Origin of the sequence: Saprospira grandis str. Lewin (genome assembly GCF_000250635.1) — a bacterium.
Classification (GTDB): Bacteria; Bacteroidota; Bacteroidia; order Chitinophagales; family Saprospiraceae; genus Saprospira; species Saprospira grandis.
This window is the reverse complement of the sequence record NC_016940.1, coordinates 2583427-2602931: the sequence shown is the minus strand read 5'-3', so window position 1 is coordinate 2602931 and position 19505 is coordinate 2583427. Positions and strand designations below refer to the sequence as shown.

16 protein-coding genes are annotated in these 19505 nt (G+C 48.0%); 11 read left to right on the top strand and 5 right to left on the bottom strand.

Annotated elements, in window-relative coordinates; translation table 11 throughout:
• Positions 1–254 precede the first annotated feature (254 nt).
• From SGRA_RS11615 to SGRA_RS11605, 3 genes are read left to right on the top strand one after another with little or no spacing between them, the layout of a single operon-like run.
• Positions 255–1259: a Gfo/Idh/MocA family protein gene (locus tag SGRA_RS11615; protein ID WP_015692893.1), complete on the top strand. Its 1005-nt coding sequence runs from the start codon at positions 255–257 to the stop codon at positions 1257–1259.
• Positions 1260–1263: 4 nt separating this feature from the next.
• Positions 1264–2145 (top strand): hypothetical protein, encoded by an 882-nt coding sequence (locus tag SGRA_RS11610; RefSeq protein WP_041329637.1) that lies wholly within the window; start codon positions 1264–1266, stop codon positions 2143–2145.
• Positions 2146–2175: 30 nt separating this feature from the next.
• Positions 2176–3594, top strand: a complete 1419-nt coding sequence (locus SGRA_RS11605) for a sugar transferase (protein ID WP_015692891.1) — start codon at positions 2176–2178, stop codon at positions 3592–3594.
• A gap of 61 nt (positions 3595–3655) precedes the next feature.
• Here SGRA_RS11605 and SGRA_RS11600 read toward each other — a convergent pair whose 3' ends face one another.
• Positions 3656–5023, bottom strand: a complete 1368-nt coding sequence (locus tag SGRA_RS11600; RefSeq protein ID WP_015692890.1) for a pyridoxal-phosphate dependent enzyme — start codon at positions 5021–5023, stop codon at positions 3656–3658.
• A 337-nt stretch (positions 5024–5360) separates the two neighbouring features.
• On the opposite strand from SGRA_RS11600, the gene SGRA_RS11590 reads away from it, so the two are divergent.
• From SGRA_RS11590 to porD, 5 genes are all read left to right on the top strand, one after another.
• Positions 5361–5681 (top strand): hypothetical protein, encoded by a 321-nt coding sequence (locus tag SGRA_RS11590; protein ID WP_015692888.1) that lies wholly within the window; start codon positions 5361–5363, stop codon positions 5679–5681.
• A 102-nt stretch (positions 5682–5783) separates the two neighbouring features.
• Positions 5784–6596, top strand: a complete 813-nt coding sequence (locus SGRA_RS11585; RefSeq protein WP_015692887.1) for an outer membrane protein assembly factor BamD — start codon at positions 5784–5786, stop codon at positions 6594–6596.
• A complete protein-coding gene (locus SGRA_RS11580; protein WP_015692886.1) occupies positions 6589–6930 on the top strand; it encodes a DNA-directed RNA polymerase subunit omega in 342 nt (113 codons plus the stop codon). Before SGRA_RS11585 ends, SGRA_RS11580 begins: the two co-directional genes overlap by 8 nt.
• Before the next feature lie 375 nt (positions 6931–7305).
• Complete coding sequence (gene coaBC, locus SGRA_RS11575; RefSeq protein WP_015692885.1) at positions 7306–8547, top strand: bifunctional phosphopantothenoylcysteine decarboxylase/phosphopantothenate--cysteine ligase CoaBC; 1242 nt, start codon at positions 7306–7308, stop codon at positions 8545–8547.
• A 6-nt stretch (positions 8548–8553) separates the two neighbouring features.
• Positions 8554–9459 (top strand): type IX secretion system protein PorD, encoded by a 906-nt coding sequence (gene porD, locus SGRA_RS11570; RefSeq protein WP_015692884.1) that lies wholly within the window; start codon positions 8554–8556, stop codon positions 9457–9459.
• A 52-nt stretch (positions 9460–9511) separates the two neighbouring features.
• Here porD and SGRA_RS11565 read toward each other — a convergent pair whose 3' ends face one another.
• From SGRA_RS11565 to SGRA_RS11550, 3 genes are all read right to left on the bottom strand, one after another.
• Positions 9512–9901 carry a hypothetical protein gene (locus tag SGRA_RS11565; RefSeq protein ID WP_015692883.1) on the bottom strand — a complete coding sequence of 130 codons (390 nt, stop codon included), beginning with the start codon at positions 9899–9901 and terminating at the stop codon, positions 9512–9514.
• A 113-nt stretch (positions 9902–10014) separates the two neighbouring features.
• Positions 10015–11001, bottom strand: a complete 987-nt coding sequence (locus tag SGRA_RS11560; protein ID WP_015692882.1) for a pyruvate dehydrogenase complex E1 component subunit beta — start codon at positions 10999–11001, stop codon at positions 10015–10017.
• Positions 11002–11560: 559 nt separating this feature from the next.
• A complete protein-coding gene (locus tag SGRA_RS11550) occupies positions 11561–11926 on the bottom strand; it encodes a DUF3127 domain-containing protein (protein ID WP_015692880.1) in 366 nt (121 codons plus the stop codon).
• Between the two features lie 109 nt (positions 11927–12035).
• On the opposite strand from SGRA_RS11550, the gene SGRA_RS11545 reads away from it, so the two are divergent.
• Entirely contained in the window at positions 12036–13976 is a 1941-nt protein-coding gene (locus tag SGRA_RS11545; protein WP_015692879.1) for a hypothetical protein, read from the top strand.
• Positions 13977–14568: 592 nt separating this feature from the next.
• Positions 14569–15117 carry a hypothetical protein gene (locus tag SGRA_RS11540; RefSeq protein WP_015692878.1) on the top strand — a complete coding sequence of 183 codons (549 nt, stop codon included), beginning with the start codon at positions 14569–14571 and terminating at the stop codon, positions 15115–15117.
• Between the two features lie 12 nt (positions 15118–15129).
• On the opposite strand, the gene SGRA_RS11535 is transcribed toward SGRA_RS11540, so the two are convergent.
• Positions 15130–18735 (bottom strand): VPS10 domain-containing protein, encoded by a 3606-nt coding sequence (locus SGRA_RS11535; RefSeq protein ID WP_015692877.1) that lies wholly within the window; start codon positions 18733–18735, stop codon positions 15130–15132.
• A 168-nt stretch (positions 18736–18903) separates the two neighbouring features.
• Here SGRA_RS11535 and SGRA_RS11530 point away from each other — a divergent pair, with 168 nt between their 5' ends.
• A complete protein-coding gene (locus SGRA_RS11530; protein ID WP_081477716.1) occupies positions 18904–19359 on the top strand; it encodes an Hsp20/alpha crystallin family protein in 456 nt (151 codons plus the stop codon).
• Positions 19360–19505: the final 146 nt, after the last annotated feature.

Genomic DNA, 19505 nt, shown 5'->3' with positions numbered 1-19505 from the left:
TACCACTTATCCGGTTCTACAGGCCCGAAAGGCCGCAGGCTGAGGGATGGATAGTGGGGCGGCGAAGCCGCAGACCCAAGTTTTTGAGCGTAGCGAAAAAACTGCAGGGCCGAGCGAGCAGCGAGCCACGACACAGCCCGACCCGAGCGAAGCGAGGGGCAGCCCCAAGAAATTCTAAAAAAGGAGCTCCTTAAGTTTAAGGAGAAGAGCGCTGCGTTTTAGTATCTTTGCGCCAAACTATAAATACTAAAAGGATGCAGAAGCTAAAAATTGGCCTCTTGGGTGCAGGCCATCTCGGAAAAATACACCTCAAATGTTTGCAACTACTGCCCGATGTTTATGAGCTTGTTGGTTTTTATGAGCCACAGGCCGAGCGGGCTGCCAGCATTGCCGAAGAACTGGGCCTAAAGGCCTACGACCATCTAGATGAACTAATTGCAGCCGTGGACGTAGTGGATATTGTAACGCCTACCAGCAGCCACTTTGAGATGGCCAAAAAAGCCATTGCAGCAGGCAAACACATCTTTGTAGAAAAGCCCATTACCCAAACATTAGAAGAGGGCAAAGCCCTTTTGGCCCTAGCCCAAGAAGCCGGCATCAAGGGACAAGTAGGATTTGTAGAGCGTTTTAATCCCGCCTTTTTGGCCATGGCCGAGCAAGATATTTCGCCCATGTTTATTGAGGCCCACCGATTGGCCCCCTTCAACCCCAGAGGCAATGATGTTTCTGTTGTTTTGGACCTCATGATTCATGATCTGGACATTTTGCTCAAATTGGTCAACTCACCTGTGCGTTCGGTACAAGCTAGTGGCGTAGCCATTGTCAGCCCCGCTGAAGACATTGCCAACGCTCGGATAGAATTTGAGAACCGAGCAGTAGCCAATATTACCGCTAGTCGCATCTCTATGAAAAGCATGCGTAAGTTTCGCCTTTTCCAGTCAGATGCCTACATCAGTATGGACTTTTTGGAGAAGAAGAGCGAGCTCATCCGCCTATACGATAGCCCTCAGGGGGTAGAAGAGGCCGACCGCCTCATGGCCCTAGAGACTCCTCAGGGAGAGCGCTACTTGTTGGTGGACCAGCCCGAGACGCAGGCCGTTAATGCCATCAAAACCGAATTGGAGCTCTTTGCCAAAAGCATTATCGAGGATACAGAGCCAACGGTTAGTTTAGAAGATGGCGTTAAAGCATTAGAGCTAGCCTACCAAATCTTGGCGGCTATCTCGGCACATCGCCAAGCCATACAAGAACAATTTTAGAAAAATGATGAAACAACTGAGTCTATTCCTTTTTAGCCTTCTTCTTTTTAGTGCCTGCAGCAAAGACCGCCAGGTAGCCGTACCCGCCTATGTTTGTGTGCCCAGCATACAACACAGCCCAGGCGACCCTTTTGTAGAGGGCAGCAGCCAACACAACTTTGAGGATGCCTGGATTGCCGTCGATGGTCAAATTATAGGGGCCAACAACCTCCCCACCACCCTAGCGGCCATTTTGGGCGAAGGGCCCAACTATAATCTAAGCATTTATGCCGGCATTCCTAGCGATGGGATTTCGACCCACCGCATCATCTACCCCTTCTTTGATCCCTATGAAGTAAATATGGAACTAGAAGCAGGGCGGATAGATACCGTCTACCCCAACTTCCAATACAATGATGAGGTCGAGTTTTTCATTGTAGAAGATTTTGAAAATGCGGGTGTAGCCTTTGGCGAAGACCGCGACGACTTTGCCGACAGCTATCTAGAAAAACAAACAGATGATGTTTTTGAGGGAGATTACTCGGGGCAAATGCTCTTGGATACCGCCCATTGGGAGTGTTATGTAGGGACCTCTTTTCGCCTTTCTGATTTGCAGCGGCCCAATACGGCCAGCCCTGTATTTCTAGAAATGCACTACAAAACCGAGGAAGTGATTTCGGTGGGCCTGATTGCTCATTACGATAATGGCTTGCCCGATGAGGTCTTCATCAAAGGAGGGGTTAACCCTAGCGATGGCTGGAAGAAAATCTACTTTGACCTCACCGAAGATATTTTCACCTTAAATGCGGCCCGCTACACCCTCATTTTGCGTGCTGCGGTCAGTGATTTTGAGGAAAATGTCAGTCCTAAGGTATACCTAGACAATATTAAGATTCTACATTTTTAAGGAAGGTTTTCCTTTTTATAAGTTTGCCACATGAAAAAGCAAGCCCTAGGGCTCTGGCTCTATATTTTACTAGACTACTTAACGGCTACCTTTGCTTGGTGTCTATTTTTTATCTTTAGAAAAATAGCCCTAGAGCGAATTGCTCCTTTTCATTGGGATTGGTTGTGGAAAGACCCCAACTTTATTTTCGGGTTCTTGGCCATTCCGCCCGCCTGGCTGCTTCTCTATGCCCTAACCGATAGCTATCGCAATATTTATCGGATGTCTAGAACCACGGAATTTCTCCGTAGTCTGGCCAGTATTTTCTTGGGGAGCCTGGTTCTCTTTTTTAGTATTTTGCTCAATGATTTGCCCAATTATAGCGAGGGCTATCGGGCCTATTATGCCTCTTTTGGGGCCTTGTTTGGGCTGCAGTTTGTCCTGACCTTTTTGGCCCGTATGTTTTTATTGGGCCGAGCCCATGCTCGGGTGCAAAAAGGCGAAATTCGCTTCAAGACGCTGCTCATTGGGAGCCGAGAGCGAGCCGCCCAGCTCTATGCAGAAATTGAGGAAGGGCAAACGGCTGGCTACTATGAGTTTGTAGGCGCTCTGGCCCTTAATGAACAGCCCTTAAACTATGGCCTGCCCTATTTGGGCCAAATAGAAGAGCTAGAGAACGTATTGCAAGAGCAGGAAATTCAGGAGGTAATTCTGGCCTTAGAGACCGATGAGCAACAACAACTGAGCTTTCTGCTCAATGCCTTGGCGGGGCGACCACTACTCATCAAGGTGAGTCCAGAAATGTATGAAATTCTCTTGGGTAAGGTCAAAATGAGTAATGTCTATGATGCGGCCCTCATTGAGATTTCGCCCAAGTTTATGCCGCTTTGGTTTAGCGTACTCAAAAGAGCAATTGATCTTATCAGTTCTAGCCTTTTTCTACTCATTTTTGCCCCCCTCTATGCCTATATTGCGCTGCGGGTACGGCTTTCTTCTGCTGGTCCAATTTTCTATTTGCAAGAGCGTGTGGGCCGAGGCGGACAGCCCTTTTTCATCTATAAGTTTCGCTCTATGTATACCGATGCCGAGCAAAATGGGCCACAGCTATCTAAGGATGCCGACGACCGCTGTACGCCCTGGGGCCGCATTATGCGCAAATACCGCCTAGATGAATTGCCGCAGTTTTGGAACGTCCTCAGAGGCGATATGTCCTTGGTGGGCCCCCGGCCCGAACGGCAATTTTATATTGACCAAATTGCCCAAAAAGCCCCGCATGTCCGCCACCTCCAAAGGGTGCGGCCAGGCATTACCTCCTGGGGCCAGGTAAAATATGGCTATGCCTCTAATGTAGAGGAAATGATTCAGCGCCTAAAGTATGATATTCTCTATATCGAAAATATTTCTTTGGCCCTCGATATTAAGATTCTTTTTCATACCGTATTGGTTATCGTCAAAGGAGAAGGCAAATAAGGGCATAAAAAAAGAGGATGATCAAATGATCATCCTCTTTTCATTTTTGGACAAGCCGCAATTAGCCAATCGTCTGGATCATATCATATTTGGTAATGATATGCGGAATCCCCGCCTTATCAATAGCGATAACTGCAGGCGTTTTATGGTTAAAATAACCACCTACCTTCTTTACCGATAGTTCCAAATCAACAAGGGGGAAAGGCGCACACATGATTTCGCTCAAGGGGCGCTCACTGTTGCTCATTGGGTTTTCAAGCAAGCAGCTAAGGACCAAAGTTTCGGTAATGGCGCCTACAATTTTGCCCGCCTCATCGACCAAAGGCAATTGAGAAAGATCGTGCTCTTTCATAAATTGCAAAGCTTCCTTAACGGTTTGGCTGCTCTTGAGGGTAAAGAAATCAGAGTTGTCTTTTTTAGCAATGAGGTCTTTCACCTTGAGCTCATCTTCCAAAAAGCCGCGCTCGCGCATCCACTCATCGTTAAACATTTTGCCCACATAACGGCTACCGTGGTCATGGAAAAGCACCACCACCAGATCATCTTCTTTGAGCTCGCTAGCCAATTGCTTAACGCCCATAATGGCCGAACCGGCAGAGTTGCCTACCATAATACCTTCTTGGCGAGCCAATTCTCTGGTCCCAATCGCAGCATCTTTATCGGTCACTTTCTCAAAGTGGTCAATGATCTCAAAGTCTACATTTTTAGGCAAAATATCCTCGCCAATCCCTTCCGTTACATAAGGGTAAATCTCTTTTTCATCAAATTCGCCTGTTTCATGGTACTTCTTAAAGACAGAACCATAGGGATCGATTCCCCAGATTTTGATATTGGGATTTTGCTCCTTGAGGTAGCGACCAACGCCAGAAATCGTTCCGCCGGTCCCTACACCTACTACAAAGTGCGTAATTTTTCCTTCCGTTTGTTCCCAAATTTCAGGACCCGTACTCTCATAATGCGCTAGACGGTTAGAGAGGTTGTCATATTGGTTGCACCAAAAAGAGTTGGGAATTTCCTTACTCAATCGCTCGGCTACAGAGTAGTAAGAGCGGGGGTCTTCTGGACCCACATTGGTCGGGCAAACAATCACCTCGGCCCCTACGGCCCGCAAAATATCTACCTTCTCCTTAGATTGCTTATCTGTTGTGGTAAAAATACATTTGTACCCTTTTACAACTGCCGCAATGGCAATGCCCATCCCGGTATTTCCAGAGGTACATTCAATAATGGTCCCTCCTGGCTTGAGCAAACCCGCTTTTTCCGCATCTTCCACCATTTTTAGGGCCATGCGGTCCTTTACCGAGTTACCGGGATTGGTGGTTTCTACCTTCGCCAGAACTGTGGCGGGAACCTCTTTGACAATTTTGTTGAGCTTGACCAATGGCGTATTGCCAATGGTTTCTAGAATGTTGTTATAGTAGCCTGCCATTTTCTTTTTTTTGATTAAAATGAACGCTTTAAGGGCGCAAAATTAGGCTTTTATATGCAGAATGCAGACTTTTAAGGCCTTAGAATTCTTTTCTCTTTCCTTTGGGGCCTCCGCCTCGCTGCGCTCCTCGGCGCTACGTTGCGGGGCTCGCTGTTCGCTCGGCCCTGCGGCCTGACGGCCTTGGTCTGCGGCTGCGCCGCCCCCCTCCACATCGCTAGGCCAAAAAAAAGGCCCCTTGGGCCTTGCGCTCGACAAAGAAGAAAGTCTAGCTCCAAAGGCAAAAGCTTTGGGCCTAGCCTGATAAAAAACTATCTTTGCGCAAAAATTAGGATTTGCCATGTCAAAACGACTAGAACAACTTCAACAGCTGCTGGGCCAAAAACCCCAGGATGCCTTCCTCCGATTTGCCCTTGCCAAAGAATATGAAAAACAAGAAGAAATAGAATTGGCCCTGCAACAATATGCGGCCCTATATAAAGATAGCCCCCAATATATGGGCCTCTATTACCATTATGCCGCCCTGCTGATAGAAAATGAAGAGGAAGAAATGGCCATGCGCATCTATGAAGAAGGAATCGCTCTGGCCCAAAAAACTGGAGACGCCCACAGCCTCTCCGAACTCAAAAATGCCAAGACCAACCTAGAAATGGGCCTCTAAACCCTGCCTTTTGGCCTTTAGACTCGTTCTTTAGGCTGTAGTTGCCCAAAATAAATAATCCTAGGGCCTTGATAATCTTAGAAAAAGCTTATATTTGCAGTTATGTTAAAACTAAAAGTAGGCCTTTATAGCCTCCTCTTCATCCTCCTCAGTTTTGCCTGCCAAAGGGAAAACATTGATAAGATTCGGATGAACCCCGACCTCGACTATCGCTATGAGAAAGCCCTAGCCTTTTACGAAGCCGGAGATTACCAAAAAGCGCAATACCTCTTAGAGGACCTGATGGGGCTGGTGCGCGGAAGTGAGAAATCGGAAAAAGTGTATTACTACTATGCTAGTACACACCACCGAATGAGAAATTACAGCTTCTCTTCTTACTATTTCCGCCAATTTTACAATACCTTCCCCAATTCTGAATTTGCAGAAGAAGCCCTCTTTTTGGCCGCAGAATCTAGCCGAAAGTTATCGCCTAATTTTCGACTTACTCAGGAGGATACCGAAGAAGCCATAGAAGGCTATCAGTTCTTTGTCAATATGTACCCCCTTAGCGATAGAGTCAGTTTGTGTAACGAACAAATTGATTTGCTTCGGGCCAAATTAGAAACCAAAGCCCTAGAAGCCGCCAAAGGCTACTACAAGCGCAGCCACTACCAAGCGGCCGTGCATAGTTTTGACAACCTCTTGCTGGATTTTCCAGATACCCAGGAGGCCCCTTATATCCGCTACATGATTATTAAGTCTTCTTTTGGCTATGCCGAAAAAAGTATCTTATCTAAACAAGTAGAACGCTTTGAAGAGGTGATCGAAAAAGCAAAAATCTTTGAGCGCAAACATAGCGATAGCCGCTATGCCTCAGAGGTGAAAAACATGATTAACATTAGTAAGCAGCGAATAAAAAGATTGCAAAATGAGTGAAATTAAAGAGCGCGCACAAGGAATCAACCCTTACATCGAAGCCCGTAACGTTTTTGCGATGTCCGCAAAAGGTGGCGGCAACATTTATGAGTCTCTAAATGTAATTGGTAGCCGTTCGCGCCAAATTTCTGTAGAACTCAAAAGAGAGCTCCACTCTAAACTAGAGGAGTTTGCTTCTGCTACAGATACCTTGGAAGAGGTGCACGAAAACAAGGAGCAGATTGAAATCTCTAAGTTTTATGAGCGTCTGCCCAATCCCGCTATCATTGCTCTTAATGAGTTTATGAATGACGAATTGGAGTATCGCATGCGTGAAGATGAAGAAGAAGCATAATTATATGCCTGATTTCTTGGCCCTAAGATAGGGGCAACAGCAGTTGGAAAAGTCTATTATTTTGATTAGCCTATGGCTTAGACTTTTTCAACTGTTTTTTTATGCCCCTAGGGCAAGCCTTTTTGGACCTAGCAGGCGGCGAAGCCGCCGCAGGCTGAGGGATGGTTAAGGGGGCGGCGAAGCCGCAGACCGAGCTTTTGAGCATAGCGAAAAAGCGAAGGGCCGAGCAGACCTGCGAGCCCTGACACAGCCCGACCCGAAGGCCCAAAGGGCCGTAGGGGCAGCCCCAAAAAAAGCTCCCCTTTGCCCCTATTTATTCCTTAATTTTCGACTGAGCGCATACAGACAGCCCCCTGCGCTACAAAATGCTTTTTTATGTTAAAAGGGAAAAAAATACTTTTGGCCGTAACCGGTAGCATTGCCGCCTACAAAACGGCAAGCCTAACAAGATTACTCATTAAGGCTGGTGCCGAGGTACAGATTGTCATGACCGATGCCGCCACCAAATTTATTACTCCTCTTACACTTTCGACCCTATCGAAACGTTCTGTCTATAGTTCGGTGACCTCTGAAGAAGGTTGGAACAACCATGTGGAACTAGGGCTTTGGGCCGATGCCATGCTGGTGGCTCCCGCTACCGCCAATACCCTAGCGGCCATGGCCAACGGTTTTTGTAATAATATGGTGCTAGCCACCTACCTCTCTAGCCGCTGCCCCGTTTTCTTTGCTCCCGCCATGGACCTCGATATGTTTACCCATCCGGCTACCCTAGCCAATATTGATAAGCTCAAGAGCTATGGCAACATTTTGATTGATGCCGAAGAAGGCGAACTAGCCAGTGGTTTGGTAGGCAAAGGCCGCATGGCCGAGCCCGAGCATATTGTAGAGGCCTTGGAGCTGCATTTTATGCAGCAAGGACCACAGCCACTCAAGGGATTAAAAGCAATTTTGACCTCTGGCCCCACCGTTGAAGCCATTGATCCCGTTCGTTATATTACGAACCATTCTACCGGGAAAATGGGCACCGCCATTGCCGATACCTTGGCCAAATTGGGTGCAGAAGTGACCCTGATTTCTGGTCCAGTTAAGGTAAAGCCCAAGCATCCCGCCGTTAAAATCATTGATGTAAAATCGGCCCAAGAGATGTATGAGGCAGCCATTTCGGCTTTTCCGCAGGCCCATATTGCCGTTTTGGCAGCAGCCGTAGCCGACTACACCCCAGAAAATGTAGCCTGTGAAAAGATCAAGAAAAAAGATGGGGACCCCATGCGCATTGATCTTTGTCGAACCAAAGACATTGCCCAAGAACTAGGAAAAATCAAGACCGAGCAGCAATGTATGGTTGGTTTTGCCCTAGAAACCCAGAACTTTAGAAAAAATGCCAGCAAAAAACTGGAGAAAAAGAACTTTGACTTTATCGTCCTCAATAGCCTCCGTGACAAAGGTGCTGGTTTTGGCCATGACACCAATAAGGTCACCTTTATTGACCGACAGCTAGAGATTGAAGAGCATGAACTAAAATCTAAGCTGGAAGTCGCTGAGGATATTGCGGCAAAAATCTGCAAGATGCTCCAAAAAAAAGCTGAAAATGCCCAGGAGCTAACTGCCCAACTTTAGTCTGATATGATGCGAAAATTATTGCTTTCTTTGGCCTTGGTTTTTGGGCTGACACAAGCCTGGAGCCAAGAAATCCGAAGCTCGGTGACCATTAACACCCCCAAGCTACAAACTGCCGACCCCAAGGTCTTTAAGAGTTTGAAAACCGCCTTGGAGGAATTTGTCAATAACCGAAAGTGGACCGACCAAGAATACGAGCCCGAAGAACGAATTGAGATGAATATCATCTTAACCGTAGATGAGGAAATCTCGCAAACTAGTTTTAAGGCCCAACTAACGGTGCAGGCCAGCCGCCCAGTTTATAAGAGTGGCTATAATTCGGTGCTTTTTCAATACCTCGATAAGGACTTCTACTTTAATTATGGAGAGTTTGAGGTGCTTGATTTTACCGAGGGGAGCTTCACCTCCAACCTGACCTCTACCATTGCTTTTTATGCCTATATTGTTTTGGGTATGGACCATGACTCTTTTGAGGAGTTGGGCGGAGAGAAGTACCTCAATAAGGCCCAAGATATCCTGAATGCCGTGCCTAGAGGTACCGCCAAGGGCTGGACCGTAAACGATGGGAACCAAAGCCGCTATTGGCTGATTGAAAACTTGCTCAATGTGCGGGTAAAACCGATGCGCCGAGCGATGTACAAATATTATCTTTTGGGCCTAGATCGCCTAAGCCAAGAAGATAGCCGAGCAGAAGGCATTAAAGCCATGGAAGAAGCCCTAGTAAGCATCAAAGCCGTCAATGCTGCTTATCCCAGTATGCTGCTGATGCAAATTTTTACGAATAGCAAAAGAGAAGAGATTCTCAATGTCTTTGAGGTGGCCGATTTTCGGACCAAGCGAAAAATCTACGACTGTATGGTCAAATTAGATGGTACGCATGCCTCCGATTATCAAGTGCTGACCCAACCCTAAAGCATGCAAAAAGGGCTGCCGAAGATTCGGCAGCCCTTTTTTTTGGTCCAAATTAGTTCAGCTTCTTAAACTGATACTCTTTACCGTTATTGTAGATAAAAATACTCCGTTCGTTTTCAAAACGAAGCTTTAATTTATCATCAAAGGGGAGGCTATCGGCTTTGAGCTGGATAAAGCTGCCATCTTGGGCAACCTCCCATTGGCCCTTATTCTCCAACTGATCAATTTTGCTCTCATAGCTGCCATTTGCATTAAACTTGAGGTAGCCCGCATTGAGGGCCTCAAAATCGTAGTTGCCGCCATAGCCTGCTTTGAGAATAGCACTCACATTGCTCAATTCCCATTTTCCTTCTAGTTTTTCTGCATAATTGATGCTATCGCCACTACAGGCCACAAAAAGAGCAAGGGCCAAGAGCAATAGACTTGATTTGAGGTAGTTCATAGCTAGTGTATTTTCTAGAAAGTTAGGGAAGCTTTTGATGAAAGCGAAAACTTCAGCAAAAAAAAGGCTCCACGAAGGAGCCTTTCTATCTTTTGTCCACTGATCTACGCCTTTTAGAGCTTGTACATAACGGCTTTGGCCGCTTTTACTACTCTGGCGGGATTGGGCATATACTCATCTACATATACAGAAGAATAGCCCAAAGAAGTATCGGCAGAATTGACGCGCATAACGGGCGCATCTAGGTAGTCAAAAGCATGGCGCTGGATGACATAAGCAATTTCTGAAGATACAGAAGCATAGGGCCAAGACTCATCGACCACCAGCAGGCGGTTAGTCTTTTTAACCGAAGCGACAATGGTATCAATATCCAAAGGACGAATGGTTCTCAGGTCAATCACCTCCGCAGAAATGCCCTCTTTGGCCAATTCATCGGCAGCGGTTTGAGCCACCAACATCATTTTGTTATAAGAGACAATAGTTACATCGGTTCCTTCTCGCTTGACGGCCGCCTTACCGATGGGGAGAATATACTCCTCCTCGGGTACTTCGCCCATATTAGAATAAGCCAATTCCGACTCCATAAAACAAACGGGGTCCTCATCGCGGATAGCGGCTTTTAGAAGGCCTTTGGCATCATAGGGATCTACCGTAGAGATCACCTTGAGGCCAGGAACTTGGCCCATCCAGCTCTCAAAGGTTTGAGAGTGCTGCTGCGCCAATTGTCCAGCTGCACCAGAAGGGCCACGGAAAACAATAGGACACTTAATTTGTCCGCCAGACATATGCAAAATCTTGGCGGCATGGTTGACGATTTGGTCAAAAGCCAAAACCGCAAAGTTCCAAGTCATAAATTCTACAATTGGACGCAAGCCCGCCATAGCTGCACCAGTACCAATAGCCGCAAAGCCGAGTTCGGCAATGGGGGTATCAATAACTCGCTTTGCCCCAAATTCATCGAGCATGCCTTGGCTGACCTTATAGGCTCCATTATATTGAGCGACTTCCTCGCCCATCAAGAATACATTTTCATCTCGGCGCATTTCTTCTACCATTGCTTCTCGCAAGGCTTCGCGCAAACGAATCTGTCTTGTTGCCATAGTTGCTGTTTCTGTTTATAGCCTAACTCTGTTGGGCTGCGTTAAAAACTGGGCTCAAAATACAAAGCTCTATTTGATTGTACAATTTTTTTATCGCTACTATTCATCTTTTTGTAGTTTTTGGCCCTTCTGCGTCTAGCAGGCGGCAAAGCCGCCGCAGGCCATAGCCAAATTTAAATGCACTCACTTTTATAGTTTGCAGCAATTTTCCGCTAGTCGGCCCTATTTTTCTCGGCCATAGCGAAGGCTATGCCCTTAAAAAATAGCTAGTCTAGCCAAAAATTCATAGCAAACTATAGCCAAAGCAGCGCAATTAAATCTGGCTGAGGGATGGATAGCAGTGGCCCGCAGGGCCAGACCAAAGCGCTGAAAGCGCTGCAGGGCCGAGCGACCCCACCAACGGGAGCCGACGCAGCGAAGCAACTAACAGCGAGCTGCGACAACCAGCCCCGAAGGGGCGCCAGTTCGACGACCAACGGGAGTACCCAGCCCGACCCGCCCGCAGGGCGGGGCAGCCCCAAAAAAAAGACCCAGCCAATCAGCTAGGTCTCTTCTTATATTAAAAGGGCAAATCATCTTCATAATCATTGCCTACGGCATCCTCTTCGGGGGGAGGGGGAAGGTCGCCAACGGGGGCGTTATTGGCAGCGGGAGCGCCGACACGCTCTAGGCGCCAGGCATTGAGGTTGGTAAAATAGCGGCCATTCCACTCGCGGCCACGGATATTAAAGTGTACACGCACCTTATCGCCTACTTTGTAGTCATCGATCAGGCTACATTTATCTTGAGTGAGTTCGGCCTGAATGAGCTGCGAGTAGTTCTCGTCGGTTTCTACAACAAAGGCACGCTTCTTAAAGCGGTCAGTGACCTGTTGAGTATCTTCAATTTTGATAATCTTCCCTTCATAGATCAGATTGGCATCCATAGTATTTCAATTCAATTGTTACGCTAAAAAGTAAGTGCTCAATAACGGCATTTTCCGTAATTTGGGCAAGCCGCTGCCCCAAAGATACGCCCATAAAAACAATTAATCTATGCGTTACTTATTTTTGTCTCTTTTTTTTCTTCTTTTTTTGCCCTTGATGGCCCAAAAAATAGATCAGTTTCCCAGAGAGGACCCCAAACGGCTCCTATTAACAGCCGAGGCCAGCCCTTTGCAATCTGTTCGGATGGGGCAAAGCCCCGTTTATTGCAGCGAAATTGTTTGGGAGGCCCTGATTCATGCTGCCGCTTCTATGCTCGAGCTAGAGCGCATTGAGCTGAGCGATAAAAAGCTGTTGAGCTCGGCGGCTTTATCGATTCGCCTGCTTTCTGATTTTGAGTCTTCGGTCTGTTATCATCGGCCCAAAACCTATGCAAAATACCTCAAACAATGGTTGAGCAAAGAAGAACAAGACGATTTGGATGCGGAGCTTTTGCGGATGTTGCAATGGGATAAAAAAACGCTTTTGTGGCATTGGGAGGCCTATCTACAACGCTTTCCGAGCATCCAAAACTTTAACCATTATGGCGACAGCCTGCTTATTTGGGCCAAGGAGGTCCCTGAACTCGATGCCCTAGATTATGAGGCGAGTATTCGAGCGCATTGGGGCCTTGCCCTCTACGATGCCGATTATCTGGAGGAGGCCGTGCATCATTTTGAGCGTTGTTTTGAGATCAGGATGCAGCGCAAGGACCCACTGTATTATGTAGAGTGGCGACTAGCCGATGTTTACGACAGCCTAGAGGAGGATTTTCAGCTGGCGCAGTTTTATAAACGCATTTTGGAGGTTGGCCGAAGCGATTTGGACCGCCTGCAGCCTGTGCAGCTTTGGCGGGCCATGGAAACCCTGATCCAATTGGAGGAGCCCGAACCCGCCCTGGCTTTTTATGAGGAAATTTATCTGCCCAATGCCGATTTACCCCAACTTTGGGAGGATGCTAGCCGCTCGCCCTACCGCTGGGCCATGATGGAGTCACATTCTTGGGCCCAGGCCAAGCCCTATGCGGTTCGCTGGTACAAAAATCTCAAAAAATATTGCCCCAAACCCCGCTGGAGAGAAGCCAGTAGCTATTTGCTCCGTACTTGCCGCCTCTACCAAGGCGAGGCCGATGCCCGCGACTTTATGCAAACTTGCTTTGAAGAGCTGGTCTTTACGCATCTAGAGAGCTGGGGCCAAGATGAGTTTTACTTTAAGTGGGAGCACTATCTGCCCTATGCCTATCAGCTCAAATATGCCCCCAGCCAAGCGGATTCCCTGCTCGTTTTGGACCGCTGGACCGAGCAGGCTCTACGCACAAAAGATACGGCCACCATCCAAAACATGGGCCTCAGCCTCTCGGGCAAGTACCGCAATATGGGCCAATGGGAAAAAGCCGATCAGTATTTTGAGGATTATTATTGCCGCTACCTCCCCCCCTACCTCCAAAATCCAGCCGATGAACTGCTCTACGACAGCTATATTCCTTGGTACCATCAAGCGCCCTACTACTATGCCCTTGCTCAAGATCAAGACTATGATCGCTGGGCCAGTCGATGGGTCCAATTGGCCGACCAATACGGCTTTCAAAAGCTCCGCAATTGGTGCCGCCTGAGCCGTGCTGGCCTCGCCTGCCGAGCAGGAAATTTTGCCCAGGGGCTCGCCTATTACGAACAAAATGTAAATGAATTAGCCGCCCTAGGCGATACGGCTGCAGTGATCCAACAATGCTATTATTGGCTGGGCCAAAGCCGCGCTAGCCAAGATGTTTTGGCCATCTGGAAGGCCGCCAGCCAAAGCTATGCCCTAGAATGGCAATACTACAAAGAAGACCATAGCGAACACCTAGAAGCCGCCATTTCTACTATTGTTCAACAACCCTATCAACGGAAAATCAAACGCAAATTGCTCCGAAATATGAATAAATGGCGCAAACAACAAAAGAAAGCTGGAGAATTTGGCGCTGCCGCCCAAGCCAAACGATTAAGGCAGTTTATTAAGAAAAATTGGCGATAATACTGCTGTTTTGGGGCCTCCGCTGCGGCTTCGCCTTGCGGCGGTTACTCCCTTTGGTCGTCGAACTGCGGACTAAAGTCCTTGTTGTCGTTCCGCAGCTCGCTGCTGTTTTGGGGCCTCCGCTGCGGCTTCGCCTTGCGGCGCTACGCTTTGGGGCTCGCAGGTCTGCTCGGCCCTGCGGCGGCTGCGCCGCCTTGGTCTGGCCTGACGGCCACCCCACCGCATCGCTAGGCCTGCGGCCCTTCGGGCCTGCTATATGGGCCTGTAGGTTGAAACCTACAGCCAGGCAACAGTTGGTATTGCTCCGCAATGATATGCGTATGAGGGTTGAACCCCTCATACAATTAACTCTTTCCCCGCCTAATCTATAATCTCCACAGCTTTTAACGGCCCTCATAACAGCCGTTTTTATGATTTAAACTGCCCAGAAGATGTTTATTCATGGAGGGTTTCAACCCTCCATTTTATATTAAAATGCATTCGTTAATTGGCTGTAGGTTTCAACCTACAGCTCTAGGATCTACGGCCTTTAGGGCTGCAGATAGCGGCAAAGCCGCCATGGCCGAAGGACAAACAGCCCATCAAAACCTTTATGCCCTATTCTGCAGTTGCAAAACACCTCATCAAAACCTTTATGCCCTATTCTGCAGTTGCAAAACACCCCATCAAAACCTTTTTGCCCTATTCTGCAGTTGCAGAACACCTCATCAAAACCTTTATGTCCTATTCTGCAGTTGCAGAACACCACATCAAAACCTTTTTGCCCTATTTGACAGAGATCAAATACCCCATCAAAACCTTTACGCCCTATTCTGCAGTTGCAAAACACCCCATCAAAACCTTTTTGCCCTATTCTGCAGTTGCAGAACACCTCATCAAAACCTTTATGTCCTATTCTGCAGTTGCAGAACACCACATCAAAACCTTTATGCCCTATTCTGCAGTTGCAAAATACCTCATCAAAACCTTTACGCCCTATTTGACAGAGATCAAACAGCTCATCAAAACCTTTATGCCCTATTCTGCAGTTGCAAAACGGCATATTCCAGTTGGAGGAAGCTATTCTGCAGAAACAAAAAGCGGCAGTCGATTTAAATCGACTGCCGCTAGGCAGGGCCAGTACTTGGCCCATAAAATTTAGTTATTGACTAGATTAAGGGGCGGCCTTAATAAAGGGCTTAGAATAACTAAAGTCATCTGTTTTGATACTTAGAATATAGGCCCCATTAGCTTGATTGCCCAGATGAATTTGGCGTTGGAGCTCAGCTTGGGGTTGTTCCACTTCCTCCCAATACATCAACTGCCCCAAAGCATTATGGATAAAGATTTCCATCTTATCTTGTGGTTGGGGTAGCTCGAGTGTAAACTGCAAGCTAGTTTGAACGGGATGCGGGAACAACGCTAGAGCTAGTTCGGGCTTAGCCGATTGGCTAACGGCATTAGTGAGGTCTACGGTGACCAAAAGGCTATCTTGATCACTACAATTATCGCGAAGAGCGCTAAGGACCACCCAAAACTGCCCCGCTTGGCTATAGCTATGGCTGAGGCTAGCCAAGCCACTAGTAGTACCATCGCCTAGGTTCCATTGGTAGTTAGCGGCATTTGTAGAAAGCACCGACTGTAAATTGATGGTAGCCCCTTGGTCCAAATACAACTGTGTACTACTGCTACTAATTTGGGCCCTAGGAGCTTGCTGCTCTGTAATTTGGATGGTCGTGCTACTTTGTTGGCCTTGCCCATCTTGTACATAGACCGTATAATTGCCTGCCGCCAAATTATTAAAGACCGCATTAGCTTGAAAAGAGTTGCCATCTAAGCTATAGCTATAGTTTCCGTCTCCACCAGAAGCCGAAGCGGTCAGGCTAGCATTAGTTTGGCCGCAGCCCGCCACCGTAGCCTGTGGGGTTCCGGCTACCAAAGGAGCGCTTTGGTTGAGGCAAAAAGCATTACTTTCTTGGCTAGTAAACTGTCCTGTGCTATTGACCAAAATATTGCCTTGGGCATCTAGAAGTTGGTAGCTTCCGCTGCCGTAGTTACAGCAGATCCCATCGCCATAGCTATCATAGACATTTAGGGTAAAGCAACCGTCTCCTAAGCAGACATTTTCAATTTGGCTATTGGCTCCATTGGCATAGCCTCCGCCGCTGGCCAAGACTTGGCCATTTTGGTCCAAGACCTCCCAAGAGGTTTCTGAAGCATAATTATCAAAATCGAGGACGAGGTTTAGTTCATTTAGCGCATAATTAAGCTGAAGCTGTTGCTGTATGGTATCGGCTCCATGTTGGTTTTGGACAATCAGGCTAGCGGTATAGCTGCCCGAGGCGGGATAATGCACCTTGGGGTTGGCCAAAGTAGAGCTAGCGGGACTACCGCCGGGGAAGCTCCATTGCCAGCCAGGGCTAGCATTACTAGAGAGGTCGGTAAACTGTAGCGAATCTGAAGCACAAAGCAACTGACTATTATACATAAAGCTTGCTGTGGGAGGTATGGGGACACTCCCAAATAAATCGGACTCCCAAACGCCACGGCCATAAGTTGCGGCTCTAATTTTATCAATCCCATCATGGATTTCCAGTTCATAGACAGGAACATTGGGAAGGCCCGTCATATAAGACTGCCAACTGCTGAGGGTAGAATCGGTATAATAAACCCCTACGTCGGTCCCCACATAAATACCATTATGCGAGTTATTTTGGTAGACAATACAATTGATGGGCAGATTGGGTAAATTCCCAGACACATTGGACCAAGTTTGTCCCCCATCGCTAGTGCTCACTACTTTTTCGCCAGCATTATAGCCAGAGAGGGCCAGCCAAATTTGGTCGGGGTTATTGGGGTGGATCGCCACATACTTAATTGCTGAATTATTGGGCAAGTTGGGGGTAATCGTAGACCAGTTTTGGCCCCCATCGCTTGTGCGGTAGAGCCTGCTATAGGTCCCGGTATAAATATAATTTGCATTAGAGGGGGCAATATGTAGATAGCGAAGATTGGAGCCCGTTCCAAAATTTGATATTTGGGTCCAGTTATCGCCACGGTCTGTAGTTTTCCAGACCTCCTCATAGCCGGCAAAGAGTTCGTTGGGGGCGAGGGCGTTAATTTGGTAGGGGGTAATCCAGGCGCCGCCATTGGCATTAGCGGGTTTGATATTGGACCAGTTTTGGCCGCCATTGGTGCTTCTTCTGAGGGCTCCATTTTGGATACAACCGTACATAATCTGGCTATTGGAGGGATCAATAGCGGCCTCCATGCCATCGCCACCAAGGGCGTGCAGCCAAGTTCCGTTTTCTAGATAATTGGTGCCATTATCTTGGGCCCCGCCAATCATGCGGTAGGCACTTTGGGCCGAAACACCAATGCGGTAAAACTGTGTAATTTCCATCCCTGCCGAGCGGAAGGTCCAGGTAGCCCCCGTATCGGCAGAAGTAGAGAAGCCGCCATCGCTCCCGCAGTGCAAAACAGAACCAAAGAAATCTAGGGTATGGATATCGGCATGTACATAGCCGAGGTTATTGGGGTGGACCCAATGCGTTTGGCAGCGCCAGTTGGCTCCCCCATCATTAGATTTCCAGACATTGATCCCGCCAGCATAGACCTCATTGGCATCAGTGGGCGATACTGCTAGGGCCATATCGTACCAGCTTTGGCCACCTGTTCCGCTACCGTCGGTTTCATAGGTAAAAATATTGGGCGAATTAGATTGCAGGCTAAAACTTTGGCCGCTATTGGTAGAGCGATAAATACCATAATAACCGGCATCGCTACTTGCGCCAAAAAGGATATAGAGATAATTGGGGTTGGCGGGAGAAACGGCAATAGAGGCTCTATTGACATCGGCGGCGGCGGGTAGGCCCACCGTAATCTTAGTAAAAGTTTGGCCACCATCGGTAGACTTATAAAACTCGTCGGTACAGGCATAAACGGTATTGGGGTCTCCGGGTTTAAACTCCACATCTCGCATGCTGCCCGTTTGGGTTCGGCTCCAGTTGGTCCCCCCATCTGTTGTGCGATAGATTCCATTATTGGTCGCGGCAAAAATAATTTGATTATTTGTGGGGTGCATAATCATTCTACGGATAAGGCGGTTGCGGCCTGTAAAGCTCAGGCCTGTTGTGGACCAATTGGCTCCGCCGTCTACTGACTCTAGGACGCCAATACTATAGGTATCGGAGCCATCGCCATCGCCAGTGCCGATATAGAGATGATTAGAATTATTGGGATCGATAAGGATAGCCGAAACGCCCAGTACGGGCAGATGGTCCGTTAGGCAGCTCCAAGACTGGCCGCCATTTGTGCTTTTCCAGAGGCCACCAGAGGGGGCGCCTGCATAAAGGACATTTGAATTATTGGGGTCGGTAGCGGTACAATTGATACGGCCATTGCCGGGGTTCCAGCCCGTTTGATTGCTCCAATTATTTGGGCCAAGGGGCTGCCAATTGGCGGAGCGGCTGCCCCAATTTTGGCCTTGGCGGTATTTATTTTTAAAGGCGAGATGTTCCTCCCAAGCCTTATTGGGTCGGGGGCGTTTGCCATGCGGGAAAGAGCGGTCCTCCATAAAGAACTCCCAGCGTTTGTACTGTTTCCAGCCTTTTCCTCTTTCGTAGGGGCGGTTTCCCCATTGGCTTTCAAAGGCTTGTTGGACCTGATTAAAATTCACTTCGGGGTCCTCTAATAATTCGACCCAAGTTTGGGCAAAGAGGGAGCTGCCCCAGCTCGTTAGGCAGAGCAGCAGTAGGGTTGTTTTGACGGCTTGATTCATAAGCTTTGTTTTGGCGGAAAGAATGCTCTAAAATAACTGAAAAGGAGCAATAAGCGCTAGATAACTGCCAAAAAGACGTATATACATAAGCTTAAACTGACAGAGCGTCAGCTTTTTAGGCTTGGTATTTTTTTCGTCTGTAGATAAAAAACAAACAGCAAAATACTTATGCAACTACCATCATCATCAGGGAGGAAGCTTCCTGCTTTTCCCATGTACTTTGACGATCCTTATACTCGAAAACTATTTGAGTGGTCTGTATTTCAGGCCAAGCAGGCGCAGTCGGTGCCTGCGGTCAATTTTTTGGTCCAATCGGATCAGTATATTTTAGAATTGGCGGCGCCGGGTTTTGCTCAGGAAGACTTTGTGATAGAGTGGAAATCGGGGGCCTTGCGGGTAGCGGCCCGGCAATCCGCCCAGCAGGCCCTACGTTCTCGGGAAGCGCAATTTTTGCATCGGGAATTTGCTTATGATCAATTTGAGCGGGTATTTGCCTTGCCCATGCAAGACATTGTAGCGAGCCAGCTATCGGCTAGTTATGAGGCGGGGGTACTGCGTATCTATTTGCCCAAGCAAAAGCCGAGTCCCCCAGAACTGCCTCAATCGGTAGACTGGAAAGAGTAGGCCAAATGGCCGAAGGCCAAACTGGCCTAGCGATGTGCAGCAGTGCGGCGAAGCCGCAGACCGAGGCGGCAAAGCCGCCGAAGGGCCGAGCAGACCTGCGAGCTGCGAAACGTAGCGCCGCAAGGCCGCAGGCCGAAGCGGAGGCC

Excerpts from the sequence above, each read along its gene's own strand:
- SGRA_RS11615 (WP_015692893.1), top strand. The coding sequence starts at position 255 with ATGCAGAAGCTAAAAATTGGCCTCTTGGGTGCAGGCCATCTCGGAAAA.
- SGRA_RS11610 (WP_041329637.1), top strand. The coding sequence starts at position 1,264 with ATGATGAAACAACTGAGTCTATTCCTTTTTAGCCTTCTTCTTTTTAGT.
- SGRA_RS11605 (WP_015692891.1), top strand. The coding sequence starts at position 2,176 with ATGAAAAAGCAAGCCCTAGGGCTCTGGCTCTATATTTTACTAGACTAC.
- SGRA_RS11600 (WP_015692890.1), bottom strand. The coding sequence starts at position 5,023 with ATGGCAGGCTACTATAACAACATTCTAGAAACCATTGGCAATACGCCA.
- SGRA_RS11590 (WP_015692888.1), top strand. The coding sequence starts at position 5,361 with ATGTCAAAACGACTAGAACAACTTCAACAGCTGCTGGGCCAAAAACCC.
- SGRA_RS11585 (WP_015692887.1), top strand. The coding sequence starts at position 5,784 with ATGTTAAAACTAAAAGTAGGCCTTTATAGCCTCCTCTTCATCCTCCTC.
- SGRA_RS11580 (WP_015692886.1), top strand. The coding sequence starts at position 6,589 with ATGAGTGAAATTAAAGAGCGCGCACAAGGAATCAACCCTTACATCGAA.
- coaBC (WP_015692885.1), top strand. The coding sequence starts at position 7,306 with ATGTTAAAAGGGAAAAAAATACTTTTGGCCGTAACCGGTAGCATTGCC.
- porD (WP_015692884.1), top strand. The coding sequence starts at position 8,554 with ATGATGCGAAAATTATTGCTTTCTTTGGCCTTGGTTTTTGGGCTGACA.
- SGRA_RS11565 (WP_015692883.1), bottom strand. The coding sequence starts at position 9,901 with ATGAACTACCTCAAATCAAGTCTATTGCTCTTGGCCCTTGCTCTTTTT.
- SGRA_RS11560 (WP_015692882.1), bottom strand. The coding sequence starts at position 11,001 with ATGGCAACAAGACAGATTCGTTTGCGCGAAGCCTTGCGAGAAGCAATG.
- SGRA_RS11550 (WP_015692880.1), bottom strand. The coding sequence starts at position 11,926 with ATGGATGCCAATCTGATCTATGAAGGGAAGATTATCAAAATTGAAGAT.
- SGRA_RS11545 (WP_015692879.1), top strand. The coding sequence starts at position 12,036 with ATGCGTTACTTATTTTTGTCTCTTTTTTTTCTTCTTTTTTTGCCCTTG.
- SGRA_RS11540 (WP_015692878.1), top strand. The coding sequence starts at position 14,569 with ATGCCCTATTCTGCAGTTGCAAAACACCTCATCAAAACCTTTATGCCC.
- SGRA_RS11535 (WP_015692877.1), bottom strand. The coding sequence starts at position 18,735 with ATGAATCAAGCCGTCAAAACAACCCTACTGCTGCTCTGCCTAACGAGC.
- SGRA_RS11530 (WP_081477716.1), top strand. The coding sequence starts at position 18,904 with ATGCAACTACCATCATCATCAGGGAGGAAGCTTCCTGCTTTTCCCATG.